Source organism: Nocardioides secundeburneus (genome assembly GCF_039939255.1).
GTDB lineage: Bacteria > Actinomycetota > Actinomycetes > Propionibacteriales > Nocardioidaceae > Nocardioides.
This window is the reverse complement of record NZ_JBDUUE010000002.1, coordinates 146,272-165,334: the sequence shown is the minus strand read 5'-3', so window position 1 is coordinate 165,334 and position 19,063 is coordinate 146,272. Positions and strand designations below refer to the sequence as shown.

Genomic DNA, 19,063 nt, shown 5'->3' with positions numbered 1-19,063 from the left:
GTCGACGTCAGTCGTCGGACGACGCACCCGTCGCCTCGTCGAGCGCGACGAGGTCGTCCTCGGACGGCTCCCAGCGCAGGGTGGCCGCGTTGCGGCGCACCTGGTCGCCGGACGTCGCGCCGGCGATCACCGAGGTGACGGCCGGCTGCGCGGCCAGGCCGGCGATGGCGACGTCGATCGGGTCGAGGTCGCGCTCGGCGGCGAAGGCCTCGACCGCCTCGATGCGGTCCCAGTCGGCGTCCTCGAGCCAGGGCGACGGCGCCGACGTCGCACGCGACCCGGCCGGCGCGGTCTCGCCGCGGCGGTACTTGCCGGTGAGCAGGCCGTACTCCAGCGGGAAGAACGGCAGCACGCCCAGGCCGTACTCCTCGCACGCCGGCACCACCTCCGACTCGATGGTGCGGTCGAGCAGCGAGTAGCGGTTCTGCACGCTGACGAAGCGCTCGAGCCCGGCGCTGCGCGAGGTCCACTCGGCGTCGGCGACCTGCCAGCCGGCGACGTTCGAGCTGCCGAGGTAGAGCACCTTGCCCTCCTGCACGAGGTCGGTGAGCACCGACAGCGTCTCCTCGACCGGGGTGATCGGGTCGGGCTCGTGCAGCTGGTAGAGGTCGATGTGGTCGGTCTGCAGACGACGCAGGCTCTCCTCGACGGCTCGGCGCACGTAGCGGCGCGACCCGCGCACCCCGTGGTCGTCGCCGTAGGCGCCGCGCATGTCCATGCCGAACTTGGTGGCGAGCACGAAGTCGTCACGGCGTCCGGGGTGGGCGGCGAAGAACTCGCCCATCAGCGTCTCGCTGCCACCGGCCGGGTCGCCGTAGATGTCGGCGGTGTCGAGCAGCGTCACGCCGACGTCGGTGGCGGCGTCGAGCACGTCGCGGACGCCGTCGGCGTCGACCCGTCGTCCGAACGCGTTGCAGCCGACCCCGACCGCGCTGACCATCAACCCGCTGTCGCCGAGCGGGCGGTACTCCATGTCTGCCATGCCTGCGACGGTAGCGAGGCACGACCGGCCCGCCACCCTCCGCCGGGGCGGGTCGGGCCCAGGCCCAGGCTCGGACCCAGGCTCAGACCCAGGCTCAGACCCAGTACGTGTCGTGCCGGACCATGAACTCGGCGCGCTGCTCCTCGGTCATCTCCTCGCCGCGGGCGAGGGTCTCGAAGTAGTCCTCCCGCGGGCCGCCGGGCGCGAACATGAGCAGCATCGAGGCGCGGTCCTTGCCGCGGAAGCCGTGCAGTCCGCCCTCGGGCACGTACAGGAAGTCGCCGGAGCGGGCGGTCGTCCACTCCCGACCGTCGTAGAGCGTGACCTCGCCCGAGAGGACGTAGAACTGCTCGGAGATGGCCCGGTGGAAGTGCGGGTCGGGGCCGGTCTCGGTGTCGCCGAACGTCCAGCGGTACAGCCCGAACCGACCGCCCGTGCGGTCACCGGTGGCGAGGTACTCGCACGTGCCGCCGGAACGGTACTCGAGGTCGGGCGGCGCGTCGTCCGGGCGCAGCCAGGCGGAGACCTCGCCGGTGGATCCGCGGTAGAGGTCGGGTGGGTAGGGGCGGTGCAGGGGCATCGACATGCGCCCAGACAACCCGTCGACGCTGGCTACGGCCAGAGGCGGCTGTCATCGGCACCCCGCCGGCGTGGCGGGTGGAGCGGGCTCGTCGGGACGGCCGGGCCGACGTGGGTCGAGACCCGACGCTCGGCCTCGCGGCCGACGTCGGCCAGAATCGGTCTCGTGAAGGTCCTGTCCATCCAGTCCTCGGTCGCCTACGGCCACGTCGGCAACTCGGCGGCGGTCTTCCCGCTGCAGCGCCTCGGCCACGAGGTGTGGCCGGTGCTCACGGTGCACTTCTCCAACCACACGGGCTACGGCGCCTGGCGCGGGCCGTTGCTCGACCCCGCCGACGTCCGCGACGTCATCCAGGGCATCGACGACCGGGGAGTGCTCGGCCAGGCCGATGCCGTCCTGTCCGGTTACCAGGGTGACCCGGCGGTCGGCGCCGTCGTGCTCGACGCCGTCGCCCGGGTGAAGGAGCTCAACCCCGACGCCGTGTACTGCTGCGACCCCGTGATGGGCGACGTCGGCCGCGGGATGTTCGTCAAGCCCGGCATCCCGGAGTACATGCGCGACGAGGTCGTGCCGCGCGCCGACATCGCCACCCCCAACCACTTCGAGCTCGACTTCCTCGCCGGCCGGACGACGACCACCCTCGCCGAGGTGCTCGACGCCGCCGACGCCGTCCGCGCGAGCGGTCCGCGCGACCTGCTGGTCACCTCCGTGCTGCACTCCGACTCGGCGACCGACACGCTCGACGTCGTCGCGGTCTCCGACGCCGGCGCCTGGGCGGTCACGACGCCGCTGCTGCCCATCAACCCCAACGGCTGCGGCGACATCACCGCCGCGCTCTACCTCGCCCACCTGCGCTCCACCGGCTCGCCGGCCCGTGCCCTCGAGCTGACGACGTCGTCGGTCTACGCCGTGCTCGAGGCGACCATCGCCGCCGGCACCCGCGAGATCCAGCTCGTCGCGGCCCAGGACGCGATCGCGGACCCGCCGGCGCGGTTCGAGGCGCGACAGCTGCGGTAGCGGGCTCGGAGCCGGCGACAGGGATCGAACCCGCGACATCGTCTTTACAAGAGACGCGCTCTACCAACTGAGCTACACCGGCGAGGTGCGGGCCCCATCGTAGTGCGACGCCTGGCGGCCGACGCACCCGATTCCCGACAGACACTTGAACCATCCTTGAGGTCTGACGAGACTGGATCCATGACGCTGACGATCGGCCAGCTCTCCGAGCGCTCCGGGGTGGCCCACAGCGCGCTGCGCTTCTACGAGGAGCGCGGCCTCATCTCCTCCCTTCGCACGACGGGCAACCAGCGCCGCTACGAGACCTCGACGCTGCGCCGGGTGGCCTTCGTGCGCACCGCCCAGCAGGTCGGGCTGAGCCTCGACGAGATCGGCGCGGCCCTCGACGACCTGCCCGACGGCCGGACGCCGACCAAGGCCGACTGGCACCGGATCAGCAAGGAGTGGCGTCCGCGGCTCGACGAGCAGATCCGCCGCATCGAGCTGTTGCGCGACAAGCTCGACAGCTGCATCGGCTGCGGCTGCCTGAGCCTCAAGTCCTGCTTCCTCACCAACCCGCACGACGAGCTCGCCGAGCGCGGGCCGGGCGCCGTCCTGCTCGAGCCGTAGGACGCCGGCCCGGCCGGGTGGGCGGTAGGTGAGCCACCGAACGACCCCCTCCGCCGACGCGAAACGGTGGCTGCCGCACCGCCCACCACGGCGCCGCGTCCGCAACACTGGCCCGATGGCCCTTCGCATCGTCGCCAACCGGCCCGACCCGGCGCTGCTGACGCTGCCCTGGAGCACCCCGCTCGAGGAGTGGACCGACGACCACGTCGTCCCGCTCCCCCGCGGGCTGAGCCGGCACGTCGTGCGGATCGTGCGGCTCCGCGGCCGCACCTACGCGGTCAAGGAGACCGTCGAGGAGATCGCGTTCCGCGAGTACCGGCTGCTGCGCGACCTGCAGCGGCTGGGCCTGCCGGCCGTCGTCCCGCAGGGCGTCGTCACCGGTCGCACGGGCCCGGACGGCGAGCTGCCGACGGCCCTGCTGACCGAGCACCTGTCGTTCTCGCTGCCCTACCGCAGCCTGTTCGCGCACGGCATGTCGGCCGAGAACCTGCCCTCACTGGTCGACGCGATCGTGGTGCTGCTCGTGCGGCTGCACCTGGCGGGCTTCTACTGGGGCGACGTGTCGCTGAGCAACGTGCTGTTCCGCCGCGCGGCCGGCGACTTCGCCGCCTACCTCGTCGACGCCGAGACCGGCGAGCTGCGCGACGAGCTCTCCGACGGGATGCGACACCACGACGTCACCATCGCCACCGAGAACGTGTTCGCCGAGCTGCTCGACCTGCAGGCCGGTCAGGCCCTCGACGCCTCCGTCGCCGCGCACGACGTCATCGAGCTGCTCGAGCAGCGCTACGAGGCGCTGTGGGGCGAGCTGACCGGGGTCGAGGAGTTCGGCTCCGACGAGATGTGGCGCATCGAGCAGCGCGTCGAGCGGCTCAACGACCTCGGCTTCGACGTCGACGAGCTCGAGATCGTCACCGACTACGACGGCGACACCGTGCGCATCCAGCCGAAGGTCGTCGAGCTCGGCCACCACTGTCGCGAGCTGCAGTCGCTCACGGGGCTCAACGTGGAGGAGAGCCAGGCGCGCCGCCTGCTCAACGACATCGCCTCCTTCACCGCCCACTTCGACCTCGGCCGCGAGGACCGCCAGCTCGTCGCCCACCGCTGGCTGACCGAGGTCTACGAGCCGATCACCGCGATGGTGCCACCCGAGGCGCGCGGGCGGCTCGAGCCGGCCGAGATGTTCCACGAGGTGCTCGTGCACGTCTGGTACCTCTCCGAGCGCGCCGGGCACCAGGTCCCGATCCAGGACGCCGCCCGCGACTACATCGAGCACCACCTGAGCCGGCGTCCCGACGAGGTCGTGGCCGCCCCGGAGGAGTAGTCGTGAGGCTCGTTCAGCCGGCGCTGCGCGCCTGGTTGATCGCGTAGAGGCAGATCGACGCCGCGACGCCCGCGTTGAGCGACTCGAGCGAGGTGGCCATCGGGATCGAGACCAGGAAGTCGCAGGTCTCGGCGACGAGACGGGACAGCCCGTCGCCCTCGGCGCCGACCACGACGACGAGCGGGCCGACCGGCAGCTGCGGGTCGGCGGCGAGCTCGGGGAGCGTCATGTCGCCGTCGGCCGCGAGGCCGACGACCATGCAGCCCTCCTCCTGGTACTCCTTGAGCTGGCGGGTCAGGTTGACCGTCTGCGCGACCGGGATGCGGGCCGCGGCGCCGGCGCTGGTCTTCCAGGCCGAGGCCGTCATGCCGGCCGCGCGCCGCTCGGGGATGACGACGCCGTGGGCGCCGAGGCCCGACGCGCTGCGCACGATGGCGCCGAGGTTGCGGGGGTCGGTGATCGAGTCGAGGACGACGATGAGCGGCTTCTCGCGGTTCTGCTCGGCGAGGTCGAGCAGGGCGAACGGGTCGGCGTACTCGTACGGCGGGATGCGTGCGGCCAGGCCCTGGTGCACGGCGCCGTTGGTGCTCCGGTCGAGCTCGCCCTTGCTCACCTCGAGGAGGCTGATGCCCTTGTCCTGGGCGAGCTTGAACGCCTCGCGCAGCCGGCCGTCGCGCTCGGCGCCCTCGGCGACGTAGATCGCGCTGATCGGCACGCCCTCGCGCAGCGCCTCGACGACGGGGTTGCGCCCGGCGATCCACTCGGCGTCGGTGCCCTTGCGGCGCGGGCCGCCCTTGGACGCCGCGCGCTTCTTGGCCTGGGCGGCCTTGTGCGCCTGGTGGTACTCGCGGTCCTTGGCCTTCGGCGTCGGGCCCTTGCCCGCGAGACCGCGACGGACCTGGCCGCCGGACCCGACCGACGGCTTCTTGGCGCTCTTGCGGACCGAGCCCTTGCGCTGACTGTTACCTGCCATGGGAGATGCTCCACTTCGGACCGGTCGGGGTGTCCTCCACCTCGATGCCGGCGTTCTTGATCTGGTCGCGGATCGCGTCCGCACGGGCGAAGTCCTTGGCCGCGCGCGCCTCGGCGCGCTGCTCGAGCAGGCCGGCGACGAGCGCGTCGACCGCGGCGGTGAGCGCGGCGTCGTCGCCGCCGGTCGACCAGGCCGGATCGGCCGGGTCGAGGCCGAGGACGCCGAGCATGGCCCGCACCTGCGCGGCCGCGGTCTGCAGCGCCTCGGGGTCGGTGGTCCGGTTGCCCTCGCGGACGACGTCGAACACGACCGCGACGGCGGCCGGGGTGCCGAGGTCGTCGTCCATCGCGGCCGCGAACGCCTCGGGCACCTCGGCGGTGCGGTCCGGGTCGGCCGGGCCGGCCTTGTCGAGGAACGTCTCGATGCGCCGGAACCCGACGGCGGCCTCGTCGAGGGCCTCGAAGCTGAACTCGACCGTCGAGCGGTAGTGGGCCGAGACCATGTAGAAGCGCAGCTCGATGCCGCGCACGCGCTCGAGCACGCTGGGCACCAGCAGCGAGTTGCCGAGCGACTTGCTCATCTTCTCGCCGGCGGTGGTGATCCAGGCGTTGTGCATCCAGTAGCTCGCGAACGCCTGACCGGCCGCGCGCGACTGGGCCTGCTCGTTCTCGTGGTGCGGGAAGCGGAGGTCGACTCCCCCGCCGTGGATGTCGAAGGCCTGACCGAGGTACTTGCCCGCCATGGCCGAGCACTCGATGTGCCAGCCGGGGCGGCCGGGGCCGTAGGGGCTCGGCCAGGCGGCCGTCTCGGGCTCGGCGTCCTTCTTGAAGCCCTTCCACAGCGCGAAGTCGCGCGGGTCACGCTTCCCGCGGGGGTCGGCGTCGCCCGCCGGCTCCATGTCGTCGACCTTCTGCCCGGTCAGCTCGCCGTAGGCCGGCCACGATCGCACGTCGAAGTAGACGTCGCCCGAGCCGTCGTCGGCGGCGTAGGCGTGGCCCCGCTCGATCAACGTGCCGATGAGCTCGAGCATCTCGGGCACGTGGCCCGTGGCGCCGGGCTCGTAGGTGGGTGGCAGCACGTTGATCGAGGCGAGGGCCGCGGTCAGCTTGCCGTGCATCTCGTAGGCCAGGTTGAACCACGGGCGGCCCTGCTCGGCGGCCTTGGCGAGGATCTTGTCGTCGATGTCGGTGACGTTGCGGATGAACGTCACGTCGTGGCCGGTGTGGCTCAGCCACCGGCGCAGGACGTCGAAGTTGACCGCCGAGCGCACGTGACCCACGTGCGGCTCGGACTGCACGGTGAGACCGCAGACGTAGATGCCGACCTTGCCCTCCTCGAGAGGACGGAAGTCGTGCACCTCGCGCGTCGCGGTGTCGTAGAGCCGGAAGGTCACCGGTCGAGTCTAGGGATCTCGTACCCTCGACGCCCATTGCCGGCCGCCCGGCGTCGCGATATCACGTGCTACCGCACTTCTGTGACAGGTGTGACTGGTGTGTCGTACGGTGATCTGGTGCGTCTTCCCCTCACTCGCATCCTCGTCAGCATCCTGGCCAACGCCGCCCTCGTGGGCGGCTTCGTCGCCGTCATGCCGCCGACCGCCTCGGCGTCGGCCGCGCCCGCCGACCGGGTCGTCGCCGCGACGGCACAGAAGAAGAAGGCGCCGGCCCGCCAGATCAAGTACCACCAGTGGGACACCGCCGCCGAGCTCGCCCGAGGGGTCTCGGCCGGGGTGTCGTCGTCCGACGGCACGGTGCGCTTCCTCGGCGCCACGGCCCGCCGCAAGGTCGGCGCCACGAGCTACGAGACGGCGAAGTGGGAGTCGCCCTGGGTGACCCCCGGCTTCGCGTTCACCCAGCTGATCCCGTCGTGGTCGGCGAGCACGCCCGCCGACAGCTGGGTGGAGATCCGGGTGCGGGGCCGCAACGCCGCCGGCGCACTCACCGGGTGGGACCTGATGAGCCGCTGGGCGCAGTCGGACACCTACGTCAAGCGCGCGACCGTCTCGGGGCAGGCGAGCGACGGCACCACGGTCGACGTCGACACGTGGAAGGCCCCCGCCGGGCTGACGTCGTACCAGCTGCGCGTCGTCCTCGGCCGCCGTACCGGCACCACCGCCCGGCCCACGGTCGCCACGGTGGGCGCCATGACCTCGCGACTGCCGGCGTCGGCCCCGACGACGACGTCGAAGCCGGGCGTGGCCCGCGGCGTGGTGCTCGACGTGCCGCGCTACTCGCAGATGACCCACCGCGGCCACTTCCCGCAGTGGGGCAACGGCGGCCAGGCGTGGTGCTCGCCGACGTCGACGTCGATGGTGCTCGGCTACTACCGCAAGCTGCCCCGTGCGACGGCGTACGGCTGGGTGCCGCGCGGCCACACCGACCCGTGGGTCGACCACGCCGCCCGGATGACCTACGACCACGCCTACCGCGGCACCGGCAACTGGTCGTTCAACGCCGCTTACGCCGCCCCGCTCGCCGGCGCGGCGTTCGTGACCCGGCTGCGCGGCCTGCGCGAGGCCGAGAAGTTCATCAGGGCCGGCATCCCGCTCGTCGCCTCGGTCTCGTTCAGCCGCGGCCAGCTCTCGGGCGCGCCGGTGTCGTCGACCAACGGCCACCTGCTGGTCATCGTCGGCTTCACGCAGAACGGCGACGTCGTCGTCAACGACCCGGCCTCGACCACCCGGGCCGGCGTCCGCCGGGTCTACCCGAGGGCTCAGCTCGAGAAGGTGTGGCTGCAGAAGTCAGGCGGGCTCGTCTACGTGATCCGTGACGCCGCGCGGGCGCTGCCGGCGGGGTCGGCCGGCAACTGGTGAGGTGCAGGGAACACCCGGTGCTCCGGGTGTTCCTGCACCCCGGGGGCGGGGAGTACCCGGTGCACCGGGTACTCCTGACGTTCCCAGGGGTTGCAACACGGCGGGCTCAATCGGTCTTAGCAACGGTCATGCTGCTGCCGGGTTGGCGAGCAGTTCGGCCAGCGCTTGGGCTGGGGTCCGTAGGCCCAGGGTAGGGCGGGGCCGTTTGTTGAGGGTGGCCGCGATCCGGGCGAGGTCCTCGGGGGTGTGGGTGGACAGGTCGGTGCCCTTCTCGAGCCAGAACCGCAGGAGGCGGTTGGTGTTCTCGTTCGATCCTCGTTGCCAGGGCGAGTGGGGGTCGCAGAAGTAGATCGGCATCTCCAGCCGGGCCTCGATATCGCGGTACTTGGCCAACTCAGAGCCGCGGTCCCAGGTAAGGGACCGGCGTAGGTGGAGCGGTAGCTGGCCCATCTCGCGGATCATGGCCTCGGCGACCGAGTCTGCGTCGTGACGACCGGGCAGGTGAAGCAGGATCACGAATCGGGTGGTGCGCTCGACCAGGGTCCCGACCGCTGAGCCGTTCCCGGTCCCGAGGATCAAGTCGCCCTCCCAGTGCCCGGGCACAGCGCGGTCGGCGACCTCGGCCGGGCGCTGACTGATCGTGAACGCCTCGCGGTACAGGCTCTTGCCCCGGCCGTCGACTACACCGCGCGGCTTACGTGCGCGACGCCTGGTCAACAGCTGCGCAGCTAGGTCCTTGCGCAGGCTGCCCCGGGCCTGGACGTAGAGGGCCCGGTAGATCGTCTCGTGTGACACACGGCCCATCCTCGCCGCCGAACCGTCGCCGGGGTGCTCGGCGGCCAGCATCGCCGCGATCAGCTCGGGTGACCAGCCGTCGTCCATCCACTCCTCGATCCGCCGGCACAGCTCGGGGTCTTGGTGGAGCTTGAACGGTTTGGGCCGTCGTCGTCGCTCGTGCGCGGCGCGGTGCGCGATCGGCGCCCAGTAAGACCCGTCGGGTCCCTGGTTCCGCTCGACCTCACGCCACACCACCGACCGCTCCCGACCGATCATCGCGCCGACCTGGGCGTGGGAGGCCTCACACATCAGCCCCACCGCGATCACTGAGCGATCCCACATCGTCAACGGGCGCCGCTGCCTCGGCTCGTCGTCGAGACCACTCGCCCCGGGCACGGCTTGCGGCGCCGTACCGCCAAGCCCGCCCGTCGCACCGACCTGGGGAAGGAAGTTCACGAGTCCCGAGGATCGCCACCACGCCGAGGCCGTGTCCCACGACACGCCGACCAGCGCCGCTGCCCGTGTGATCGGGACACCACCACACACCAGCTCGAACAACTCATCCTGCAACTCATACGCGAACCGCTTCGGCATCCAACGCCACCTTCAAGGTCAGCGTTGCCTCCACCGGTTGAGCCCGCCCACCTGAGAAGCGCGGGCAATCCCTGAGGAGCTAGGCCCGGACGCCGCGGAAGTAGGCGATCGCGCCCGACCGGTCGAGACTCGGCCGCTCGACGCCGCCCGCCGTCAGCCACCGGACGACGTCGGGGCCGCTGCACATCGGGCCCATCAGGCCGGCGAGGCGTCCGGCGCGGCGCAGCGGCTCGTGGCGCAGGCCGGTGTCGGTGAGCACGGCGCTGCCGGTCAGGAAGCCGCCGGGCCTGAGCACGCGCGTCATCTCGGCGACGGCGCGCTCGGGGTCGGGGAAGCAGTGCAGGCCGGTGAAGGTGACGACGACGTCGACGCTCTCGTCGTCGAACGGCAGGTCGCCGACGTCGGCGATGCGCGTCGTGACCTGGTCGGCGACGCCACGGTCGCGGGCGGCGTCGAGGGTGCGGTCGAGCATCGCCTGGGCGATGTCGGCGGCGACGTAGTCGACGCCCTGGCCGGGTCGCAGGCCGCGCAGCGCCACGCCCCCGCCGCACGGGACGTCGAGCACGCGAGTACCGGCCGCCAGGGTGCCGAGCTCGTCGGTGGCGGCGTAGAGGCGCCGCAGGTCGCTCTGGATGCCGAGGCGCCACAACAGCCCGCCGGCCCGCGGGTGCTCGACCGACCAGTCGTAGACCGTGGCCCAGGCGGGGTCGTCGCTCCAGCCGCCGAGGCCGGGGAGCCTCACGGCGCCTCGACGAGCTCGGGCGCGCGGAGCACCTCGGGCGGGACGGCGAAGGCGTCGACGAGGTCGCCGGCGAGCGGGCGGATCCTGCGGCACAGCGCCGACACCTCGCGGCTGATCGCCTTGCTGCGCTGCGTGGTGAGGCGCCCGTGCTCCATGAACCAGGCCCGGTCCTGCTCGATGCCGTGCAGGGCGTGCAGGTCGACGAGCAGGTCGAACGCGACCTTGAGGTCGCCGTCGGGCAGCTCGGCGGCCTTGGCCACGAAGGCCTCGAGCACGAGCCGCTCGAGGTGCGCGCGGGCCGCCGCGATCACGTGGTCCTGCACCCGCGAGAACACCTCGCCGGGGTTCATGCCCTGGTCGACGCCGCGCTTGAGCCGCCGCGCGACCCCGGCGAGCGTGTGCTCCTCCCGGAAGCGGTACATCGCCAGCTGGTACTCGGGGTCGAGCAGGCCGGCGTCCTGGTCACCGCCGTCGGACGACGGCGAACCACCCGGGACGACGTCCTTGATGCGCTCGAGCAGCTTGTGCACGCCGGTCTTCTCGATGATGGTCTCGACGGTCAGGCCGGCGACGAACTTCACCAGGCCCAGCTGGTCCATCTCCTCGAACTCGCTGCTGTACGCCGTCAGCAGCCCCTTGGCCACCAGCTGCAGCAGCACGTGGTTGTCGCCCTCGAACGTGGTGAACACGTCGGTGTCGGCCTTGAGCGCGGCGAAGCGGTTGACGGCGAGGTAGCCCGCGCCGCCGCAGGCCTCGCGGCACTCCTGGATGGTCTGCGTGGCGTGCCAGGTGCCGAGCGCCTTGGTGCCGGCGGCCCTGGACTCCAGCTCGCGACGCGCGAGGTCGACGTCGGCGCCGGGCGCGAGCGTGCCGGAGAAGACGTCGTGCAGGCGGCCCGCGACGACGTCCTGAGCACAGTGCAGGGCGTAGGTGCGGGCGAGCAGCGGGAAGAGCCGGCGCTGGTGCAGCCCGTAGTCGAGGAGCAGCTCCTCCTCGGCCTCGCTGGTCGCCTCGAACTGACGGCGGTGCAGCGCGTACTTGACGGCGATGGTGATCGCCACCTTCGAGGCGTTGATACCGGCGCCACCGACGCACACCCGGCCCTGCACGAGGGTGCCGAGCATCGTGAAGAACCTCTTGCCGGGGTTGTCGATCTCGCTCGCGTAGGTTCCGTCGGACGTGACGTCGGCGAACCGGTTGAGCAGCGCCTCGCGCGGCACGCGGACGTCGTCGAACCACAGGCGGCCGTTGTCGACGCCGTTGAGGCCCATCTTCGCCCCGTCGTCCTCGATGCGGACGCCGGCCGCCGGCTCGCCGTCGACGCGGATCGGCACCATGAACGCGTGCACGCCCTTCGTGTCGCCGTCGACGACCAGCTGGGCGAAGACGACCGCCATCGTGCCGTGCGCGGCGGCGTTGCCGATGTAGTCCTTCCAGGCATCGGGTCTCGTCGACCGGATCACGAACTCCTGCGCCTCGGCGTCGTAGGTGGCCACGGTGCCCAACGCCTGGACGTTGGAGCCGTGACCGGTCTCCGTCATCGCGAAGCAGCCGAGCAGCTCGCCGCTGACGATGTCGGCGAGGTACTGCTCGTGGTGCCGCTCGGTGCCGAGCTGCAGCACCGCGCCGCCGAACAGGCCGAACTGCACGCCGACCTTGACCAGCACGCTCAGGTCGCCGAGCGCGAGCGTCTCGAACGCCGCGACCGACGCGCCGATGTCGCCGCCCCCGCCGTACTGCTCCGGGAAGCCCATCGCCGTCTGGCCGGTGCCGGCCATCTCGACGACGACGTCCTTCACGCGCTCGCGGAACTCCGCGCGCGTCATCTCCTCGGCGTCGACCAGCACCTGCGCCTGCGCGGCCAGCTGGTCGCGCACCAGCTGCCGTACCTCGGCGTGGCGGCCGTCGAGCAGCGCGGTGAGGGCCGCCACGTCGATCGTGGGCCGGCGGCCGACGTCGGGATGCTCGGACTGCTGCGGGTCGACGGGCACGGCGGTGTCGGTGGCCATGAGCCGAGGTTACTGACCGGTGTCACTCGGCTCGGGTGAGCGACCGTCGTCGGTTCGGGCAGTCGAGCCGGACGCCACGGCGACGCGACCACAGTCGAGGACGACCGCCGCGAAGCGGAGCGGGCCGCCAGCTCGGCGCACCCTGCGGAGCGAGCCGATCGTCACGGCCGGGCGTAGAAGTTCGGCTCGATCCAGTAGTACATCGACTCCTCGGTGACCGGGCGTCCGGTGCGCGGGGCGTGGATGATCATGCCGTCGCCGGCGTAGAGGGCGACGTGGTAGATCGACGAGGGGCTGCTCGAGTCGCCCCAGAACACGAGGTCGCCGGGGCGCAGCTCGCCGGGGCTGATCGGCGTCGACTGCTCGTACTGCGCGACGGAGTAGTGCGGCAGGGACGTGCCGCCGGCGGCCCAGGCACCGGCGGTCAGGCCGCTGCAGTCCCAGGCGTCGGGGCCCGACGCGGCCCAGCGGTACGGGTCGCCGAGCTGGGCGCGGGCGAAGGCGATCGCCGCTGACGCGCCGCCGCTCGGGGCGGGTGCCGGCGTCTCGGGGGCGGGCGTCTCGGGGGCGGGCGGCTCGGGCGCCGGCTCCGGATCGGGCTCGGGGTCCTGGGTCGGCTCGGGGGACGCCGTCTCCGGCGCCGGCGCGGGCTCCGGCTGTGCGGCGGCTGCGGCGGCCTGCTGGGCCAGCTCGGCCTGCCGCTGCTCCTCGGCGCGGCGGGCGGCCTCGGCGGCGGCCCGGCGGCGCTCGAGCCCGCTCTCGCGGCGCTGGGCGACGGCGATGCTGACGTCCTGCAGCCGGGCGAGCTCGGCGACGAGCGCCTGCTCGCGACCGGCGGCCACCTGCTCCTCGGCGACCGCGCCCGCGGCGGCGTCGCGGGCCTCGCCACGGGCGACGCGGGCCCGGTCGGCGGCGGCGACGGCGTCGTCCTCGGCCTGGTCGGCGGCCTCCCTGGCCGCGCTCGCCGCGTCGGCGGCGGCCTCGAGGTCGTCGTTGCGCACGGTGAAGGCCTGGCGGCCTACCCGGATCGCACTGCTGCGGCTGAGCAGCTCGCCGAGGCCGTCGGAGTCGGCGAGCGAGGAGAGCACGGCGAGCTCGGAGTGGGTGGTCAGGCTGCGGACGGCGTTCCGGCGGAAGACGTCGCGCAGCCGGTCGGAGTGTGCCTGGGCCTCGGTCTCGACGACGCGGGCCGCGTCGGCGTCCAGCCGGGCCTGGCGGGCGTCGTAGCGGGCGCCGTTGAACGCCTCGGCCGCCTTCGACGCGGCGAGCTGTGCGGTGGCGACCTTCTCGCGCGCGGCCACGAGGTCGGCCCGGACGGCGTCGACGTCGCGCTGCCCGGCGACGACGGCGTCCTCGGCCTGCTGCACCTGCTGGCGCGTGGGCACGTCGTCCTCGACGGCACGGGCGCTCGAGCCGCCGGCGCCGAGGACGGCGAGGGTGGCGAGCGCGGTCGCGACAGCGGCGGTGCGCACGCGTCGCGGGGACAACTCTGGTCTCACGAGTCACAACCGAAACAGAAGTTCGCAGAAGTCACAAGTCCTTCGGCGTGTCGGCTTGACAGACTACAACGGTGTAATTCGCGGCGCGGCGGGGTAGTCCCGGACGGGCGGTCGACCGTCAGGCGGTGGCGACCGGCTTGTCGCGGGCGGGCTCGGAGGCGGCGGCCTGGTCGGCCTCGGCCTCGGCGAGCGGGCGGAGTCGGGAGCGGTCGAAGCGCTGACCGGTGGCGAGGCCGCCGAGGTAGAACGAGAGCAGCGCGATCATGATGCCGGCGACGTCGTCGGCCAGGTAGTGCCAGCCGAAGTAGATGGTGGCGATGACGGTGAGGCCGAAGTTGGTCCAGAAGATCCGCTTGAGCCAGACCGAGCGCACGGTGAACTGCACCATCAGCGCCCACAGCAGGGTGATGCCGCAGTGCAGGCTGGCGAAGCCGGCGACCGAGTTGACGATGCCCTCGACGCTCTGGCCGTCGTAGCTTCCGTTGAGGATCGTCGCGCGGCTCTTGTAGAGCGCGGCGATCAGGTCGGTGGTGCCGGTGTGGGCGAGGTCGGTGTAGCCGGGGGCGAAGTAGAACGCCGGCCCGAGCGTGGGCAGCGCGTAGTAGGACGCCGTTCCGAGCGCCCACGCGAAGCACTGCGAGACCACGAACCAGTAGCCGAACGAGATGCGGCGCGACCACACGATCCACACCATCACCAGCAACGGCACCATCGGCACGAAGAGCAGGTAGATGGTGGAGAGCACGTGCGCCGCCACGGTGCTGCCGAGCACGTCGTGCAGCACGGGGCCGGGCCGGTGGCCGAAGAACAACAGCCGGTCGACGTTCATCAGCTCGCGGTCGAACATCTGCGACGGGTCGCTGAAGTCGCGCACGAACGGCAGTGCCGACTTGAGGTTGCGGTAGCCGACGTAGGTCACGTAGAAGCACGTGACGCCGAGCGAGACGAGGAGGATCCGGTCGCGGGTCCAGTGGGTGCGCAGCCGCTCCTTGACGACGGCCCCCATGGCGCTGCGGCGCAGACGCGAGTGCCACAGCATCCGCGGCACGATGTCGAGCGCCAGGCACAGGGTCAGCAGCAGCGGGAGCCGGATCCACGACGGCCCGAGGAACGAGCCCTCGGGGTCGAGCAGGGGCTGGTCGTAGCGCTGCGCGATGACGAACGCGAGCAGACCCGTGACCGCGGCGACACCGACGGCGGTGGCGATGGCACGGCGGTACACCCCGTCATCCTAGGGTCACGTGCCGTTCACACCGCACCGGCGACGAGCGCCGTGCGGGCGGGGTCGACCGCGAGGGTGACGGCGTCGCCCGGTGCGGCGTGGCTCGCCGGGCTCGCGACGGCGTCCAGCACGCCCGCGCCGTCGACCCGGACGACGAGCCGCAGCTGGTCGGGCGTGGCCCGCGACTCGAGGACGACGCCGCGCAGCGGTCCGGCGTCGTCGAGGGTCAGCGCCGAACGTCGAAGAGCCACCGAGGCAGCACCAGCGAGGCCTGCCGCCGCCAGGACGACGGCGGCCGGTGCACCGTCGAGCACGCGCGCGTAGCCGAGGAACAGGGCCGTGGCGGCGTCGGCGGGGCGCGCCCAGACGTCGGCGGTCGGGCCCTGCTGCACGATGCGCCCGGCGCGCATGACGACGAGCCGGTCGGCCAGCGCGAAGGCCTCCTCCTGGTCGTGGGTGACCAGGAGCGTCGTCGTGCCGGACTCGCGCAGGATCACCCCGAGATCGCTCGCCAGCCGTTCGCGCAGTCCCGCGTCGAGCGCCGAGAGCGGCTCGTCGAGCAGGAGCAGGCGCGGGTCGGCCGCGAGCGATCGGGCCAGGGCGACGCGCTGCCGCTCGCCGCCCGAGAGCGTCGCCGGCAGGCGGTCGCCGTAGCCCTCGAGCCCGACGGCGGCCAGGAGCTCGTCGACGCGCGCGGCCGCGCCCGCCGCGCGCCGCACGCGCAGCGCGTAGCCGACGTTGCGCGCGACGGTGAGGTGGGTGAAGAGCTGGCCGTCCTGGAACATCAGCGCGAACCCGCGCTTGTGGGTGGGCACGCGGGCGAGGTCGGCGTCGTCCCAGCTGATCCTGCCGGCGCTCGGCGGCTCGAGCCCGGCCACGGCGCGCAGCAGGGTCGACTTGCCGCAGCCCGAGGGCCCCAGGACGGCGACCACCTCGCCGTCCGGCACCTCGAGGCTCGCGCCTACGACGGCCGGGTGGCCGTCGTAGGAGACGTGGAGGTCGTCGAGGCTCAGCATCAGAACGCCCCCACGGCCGGCACCCGGAGTCGCTCGACCGCGAGCATCACGACGGCCGTCGTGGCCGCCAGGACCACCGAGGCGGCCAGGGCCGTGCCGTAGTCGTCGAGGCCGGGCCGGCCGATCAGCCGGTAGATCACCACCGGCAGCGTCGGTTCGGCGTCGCGCGCGAGGAACGACGTCGCACCGAACTCGCCGAGCGAGACGGCGAACGCGAACCCGGCCGCGGCGAGCAGCGGGCGCCACACGGCGGGCAGGTCGACGGTGGCGAAGGCCCGCAGCGGGCCGGCCCCGAGCGAGGCGGCCGCCTGGCGCTGACGGTCGTCGAGGCCGGCCAGCACCGGCACGAGCGTGCGGACGACGAGCGGCAGCGCCACGAGCGCCTGCGCGACCGGCACCAGCAGCGGCGAGTCACGCAGGTCGAGCGGCGGCCGGTCGAGGGTGATGAGGAACCCGAAGCCGAGCGTGACCGCCGAGACGCCCAGCGGCAGCATGAAGAAGCCGTCGAGCACCCCCCGCAAACGCCGCTCGGCGCGACCGCGCGAGCGGCGCGTCACGGTGACGGCGACGAGGCCACCGAGCAGCAGCGACATCCACGTCGCGTCGACCGCCGTCCGCAGCGAGGTGAGGAGGGCGTCGGCGGCCGAGACGGAGAAGGGCCCGTCGGGGGTCGCGACGAGGTCGCGGTAGTGGTCGAGCGTCCAGCCGCCGTCGGCTCCGGCGTCGCGCAGCGAGCCGACGACCAGCGCGGCGACCGGCGTGGCGACGACGGCGAGGAGCACCGCGGTGAGCACGACCTGGGGGACGTCGCTGCGCCGCACCCGCAGCGGCGGCGCCGTCGTGCGGGCGACGGCGGCGTCTGGCGTGCGGCGGGCCCGGGCGGAGATCGCGAGGAGCCCGACCACGACGACGAGCTGCACCACCGACAGCGCGGCGGCGGCGGGGAGGTCGAGCAGGTTGGTGGTGAGCAGGTAGATCTCGGTCTCGACCGAGGCGTAGCGGCTGCCGCCGAGGGTGAGGACGACGCCGAAGGCCGTGGCGCAGAACAGGAACACGACGCTCGCCGCCCCGACGATGCTCGGGCGCAGCGCCGGCAGCGTGACGGTGCGGAAGACCGTGGCCGGGCTCGCTCCCAGGGCCGCGGCGGCCTCGCCGGGACGCCGGTCGAGACCCTCCCAGGCCGCGCCGACCGTGCGGATCACCACGGCCACGTTGAAGAAGACCAGCGCCGCGACGATGCCGGCGGGCGTGCCGTCGAGGCCGAGACCGCCGAGCGGGCCGCCCTCGCGCAGCAGCTGACGGAACGCGACCCCGACGACGACGGTCGGGAGCACGAACGGCACCAGCAGGAGACCTCGCACGACACTGCGTCCGACGAACTTGAGGCGGTAGAGCACGTAGGCAGCCGGCACACCGAGGAGCACCGCCGCCACCGTCGCGACGGTCGACGTCCAGACCGTGAACCACAGCACGCGGTGCACGCGCGGCCGGCCGAGCACCTCCGCCACCGCACCGGGGTCGAACGCACCGTCGGGCCAGAAGCCACGGGCGACCATGCCGGCCACCGGCAGCACGAAGAAGCCACCAAGCACCACGACGGGCAGCGCGGCCAGCCCGGCGAGCGCGACGAGGCGTTTCATCAGACGGCAGGTCTCATCCGGTCGTGGACGGGTCTCACCGGGTGGTGATCTCGGTCCACTCCTGCAGCCAGGCGTCGCGTCGTCCGGCGATCTCGGCCGGGTCGACGGTCTTCGGGTCGGTGGGGCGCACGGCGTACGACGCCCAGGCGGCCGGCAGCTCGACGCCGTCACGCGTGGGGAAGACGTACATGCTCTCGGGCAGGGCCGCCTGCACCTCGGCGCTCAGCAGCCACTCGATGACCTCCCGCGCGCCTCCGGGGTTGGCCGCACCGGTCAGCACGCCGGCGTACTCGACCTGCAGGAAGCAGGTGTCGAGCAACGCCGCCGTGGTGCTCTCGGTGCCGCCCTCCGGCACGGTGAACGCCGGGCTGGAGTCGTAGGAGGTGACGACGGGCCGGTCGCCGCTGCCGCCGCCCTGGGTGAAGTCGACCTGGTAGGCGTCGGTCCAGCTGCTCGCGATACGGGTGCCGTTGGCCATGAGCCGGTCCCAGTAGGCCGGCCACTCGTCGCCGTACTGGGCGATCGTGGCGAGGAGGAACGCGAGGCCCGGCGAGCTCGTCGCGGCGCTCGGCGTCACGAACAGGTTCTTGAACCGGGCGTCGGCGAGGTCGGCGAGCGAGGTGGGCGGCTGCAGCCCCCGCTCCTCGAAGTAGGTCGTGTCGACGTTGACGCACACGTTGCCGTTGTCGACCGGGGCGAGCACGTCGTCGAGGTCGCCGTCGAGCGCGTAGGCGTCGACGCCGGCCGGCCACGTGGCCTCGTTGGTCTCGAACACGCCCTCCTCGAGCGCCCGGCTCGCGAAGGCGTTGTCGACGCCGAACGCCACGTCGCCGATCGGGTCGCTCTTGGTGAGCACCAGCTTGTTGGTCAGCTCGCCGGCGTCGCCCGACTCACGGATGGTCAGCGTCAGCCCGCTGTCCTGCTCGAAGTCCGCGATCAGCTCGTCGGGCAGGGCGAACGAGTTGTGCACCACCAGCACGACCTCGTCGTCGCCGGCCTCCTCGCTGCTGCCGCCGAGGGCCGAGCAGGACGACGCCACCGCCGCCAGCGCCACGACCACCGCGCTCGCGCGCACTCCACTCCACGCATGCCTCATCAGGACTCCCTTCGCCGGTGCTAACCGGTGCAGGTTCGTAGGGTCTGCGGCTGTTCCGCACTCTCAGCACGCTGATGACGTGCTCCCCTGTCTCGGCCGCCAGCGTAGCCCCTCGGGGGTGGCCGCCCACCGGCGGTGGGTCGACCACCGTCCGGGCCACGCCGGCACCCG

The 19,063-nt window shown here is 72.7% G+C and carries 16 protein-coding genes, 1 tRNA gene and 1 riboswitch; of the genes, 4 read left to right on the top strand and 13 right to left on the bottom strand.

Annotation, left to right across the window (positions count from 1 at the left end):
- Nucleotides 1–7: 7 nt before the first annotated feature.
- Entirely contained in the window at nt 8–982 is a 975-nt protein-coding gene (locus ABFT23_RS05705) for an aldo/keto reductase (RefSeq protein WP_347893252.1), read from the bottom strand.
- A gap of 94 nt (nt 983–1,076) precedes the next feature.
- Complete coding sequence (locus tag ABFT23_RS05700) at nt 1,077–1,568, bottom strand: cupin domain-containing protein (RefSeq protein ID WP_347893251.1); 492 nt, start codon at nt 1,566–1,568, stop codon at nt 1,077–1,079.
- A gap of 159 nt (nt 1,569–1,727) precedes the next feature.
- Here ABFT23_RS05700 and pdxY point away from each other — a divergent pair, with 159 nt between their 5' ends.
- Nucleotides 1,728–2,579 carry a pyridoxal kinase PdxY gene (gene pdxY / locus ABFT23_RS05695; RefSeq protein WP_347893250.1) on the top strand — a complete coding sequence of 284 codons (852 nt, stop codon included), beginning with the start codon at nt 1,728–1,730 and terminating at the stop codon, nt 2,577–2,579.
- A gap of 9 nt (nt 2,580–2,588) precedes the next feature.
- Here pdxY and ABFT23_RS05690 read toward each other — a convergent pair.
- Nucleotides 2,589–2,661 (bottom strand) — tRNA-Thr (locus ABFT23_RS05690).
- 98 nt (nt 2,662–2,759) lie between these two features.
- Between ABFT23_RS05690 and soxR the strand changes: the two genes are divergently transcribed.
- Both soxR and ABFT23_RS05680 read left to right on the top strand, forming a co-directional pair.
- Nucleotides 2,760–3,188, top strand: coding sequence for a redox-sensitive transcriptional activator SoxR (soxR, locus tag ABFT23_RS05685; RefSeq protein WP_347893249.1), 429 nt, complete (start codon nt 2,760–2,762; stop codon nt 3,186–3,188).
- A 115-nt stretch (nt 3,189–3,303) separates the two neighbouring features.
- The gene (locus ABFT23_RS05680; protein WP_347893248.1) at nt 3,304–4,512 is read left to right on the top strand and encodes a DUF4032 domain-containing protein; all 1,209 of its coding nucleotides are present in this window, start codon (nt 3,304–3,306) and stop codon (nt 4,510–4,512) included.
- Nucleotides 4,513–4,525: 13 nt separating this feature from the next.
- Here ABFT23_RS05680 and rlmB read toward each other — a convergent pair whose 3' ends face one another.
- Both rlmB and cysS read right to left on the bottom strand, forming a co-directional pair.
- The gene (gene rlmB / locus ABFT23_RS05675) at nt 4,526–5,485 is read right to left on the bottom strand and encodes a 23S rRNA (guanosine(2251)-2'-O)-methyltransferase RlmB (protein WP_347893247.1); all 960 of its coding nucleotides are present in this window, start codon (nt 5,483–5,485) and stop codon (nt 4,526–4,528) included.
- Complete coding sequence (cysS, locus tag ABFT23_RS05670; RefSeq protein WP_347893246.1) at nt 5,475–6,878, bottom strand: cysteine--tRNA ligase; 1,404 nt, start codon at nt 6,876–6,878, stop codon at nt 5,475–5,477. The genes rlmB and cysS overlap by 11 nt, the downstream gene beginning before the upstream one ends.
- Before the next feature lie 117 nt (nt 6,879–6,995).
- Here cysS and ABFT23_RS05665 point away from each other — a divergent pair, with 117 nt between their 5' ends.
- The gene (locus ABFT23_RS05665) at nt 6,996–8,297 is read left to right on the top strand and encodes a C39 family peptidase (RefSeq protein WP_347893245.1); all 1,302 of its coding nucleotides are present in this window, start codon (nt 6,996–6,998) and stop codon (nt 8,295–8,297) included.
- Between the two features lie 126 nt (nt 8,298–8,423).
- Here the strand turns inward: ABFT23_RS05665 and ABFT23_RS05660 are convergent, their stop codons facing one another.
- The 8 genes from ABFT23_RS05660 to ABFT23_RS05625 all read right to left on the bottom strand — a co-directional run bounded on the left by ABFT23_RS05660 (nt 8,424) and on the right by ABFT23_RS05625 (nt 18,892).
- On the bottom strand, nt 8,424–9,668 hold the full coding sequence (locus tag ABFT23_RS05660; RefSeq protein WP_347893244.1) for an IS30 family transposase: 1,245 nt from the start codon (nt 9,666–9,668) through the stop codon (nt 8,424–8,426).
- A 79-nt stretch (nt 9,669–9,747) separates the two neighbouring features.
- The gene (locus ABFT23_RS05655) at nt 9,748–10,410 is read right to left on the bottom strand and encodes a class I SAM-dependent methyltransferase (protein ID WP_347893243.1); all 663 of its coding nucleotides are present in this window, start codon (nt 10,408–10,410) and stop codon (nt 9,748–9,750) included.
- Nucleotides 10,407–12,419, bottom strand: coding sequence for an acyl-CoA dehydrogenase family protein (locus ABFT23_RS05650; protein ID WP_347893242.1), 2,013 nt, complete (start codon nt 12,417–12,419; stop codon nt 10,407–10,409). The genes ABFT23_RS05655 and ABFT23_RS05650 overlap by 4 nt, the downstream gene beginning before the upstream one ends.
- A gap of 161 nt (nt 12,420–12,580) precedes the next feature.
- Nucleotides 12,581–13,891, bottom strand: a complete 1,311-nt coding sequence (locus ABFT23_RS05645) for a C40 family peptidase (RefSeq protein WP_347893241.1) — start codon at nt 13,889–13,891, stop codon at nt 12,581–12,583.
- 145 nt (nt 13,892–14,036) lie between these two features.
- The gene (locus tag ABFT23_RS05640) at nt 14,037–15,140 is read right to left on the bottom strand and encodes a phosphatase PAP2 family protein (RefSeq protein ID WP_347893240.1); all 1,104 of its coding nucleotides are present in this window, start codon (nt 15,138–15,140) and stop codon (nt 14,037–14,039) included.
- A gap of 26 nt (nt 15,141–15,166) precedes the next feature.
- The gene (locus tag ABFT23_RS05635; RefSeq protein ID WP_347893239.1) at nt 15,167–16,156 is read right to left on the bottom strand and encodes an ABC transporter ATP-binding protein; all 990 of its coding nucleotides are present in this window, start codon (nt 16,154–16,156) and stop codon (nt 15,167–15,169) included.
- Complete coding sequence (locus ABFT23_RS05630) at nt 16,156–17,796, bottom strand: ABC transporter permease (protein WP_347893238.1); 1,641 nt, start codon at nt 17,794–17,796, stop codon at nt 16,156–16,158. Before ABFT23_RS05630 ends, ABFT23_RS05635 begins: the two co-directional genes overlap by 1 nt.
- A gap of 34 nt (nt 17,797–17,830) precedes the next feature.
- Nucleotides 17,831–18,892, bottom strand: a complete 1,062-nt coding sequence (locus tag ABFT23_RS05625) for a thiamine ABC transporter substrate-binding protein (RefSeq protein ID WP_347893237.1) — start codon at nt 18,890–18,892, stop codon at nt 17,831–17,833.
- Nucleotides 18,882–18,991: riboswitch (TPP riboswitch) on the bottom strand. Its footprint overlaps the gene before it by 11 nt.
- Between the last annotated feature and the right edge of the window lie 72 nt (nt 18,992–19,063).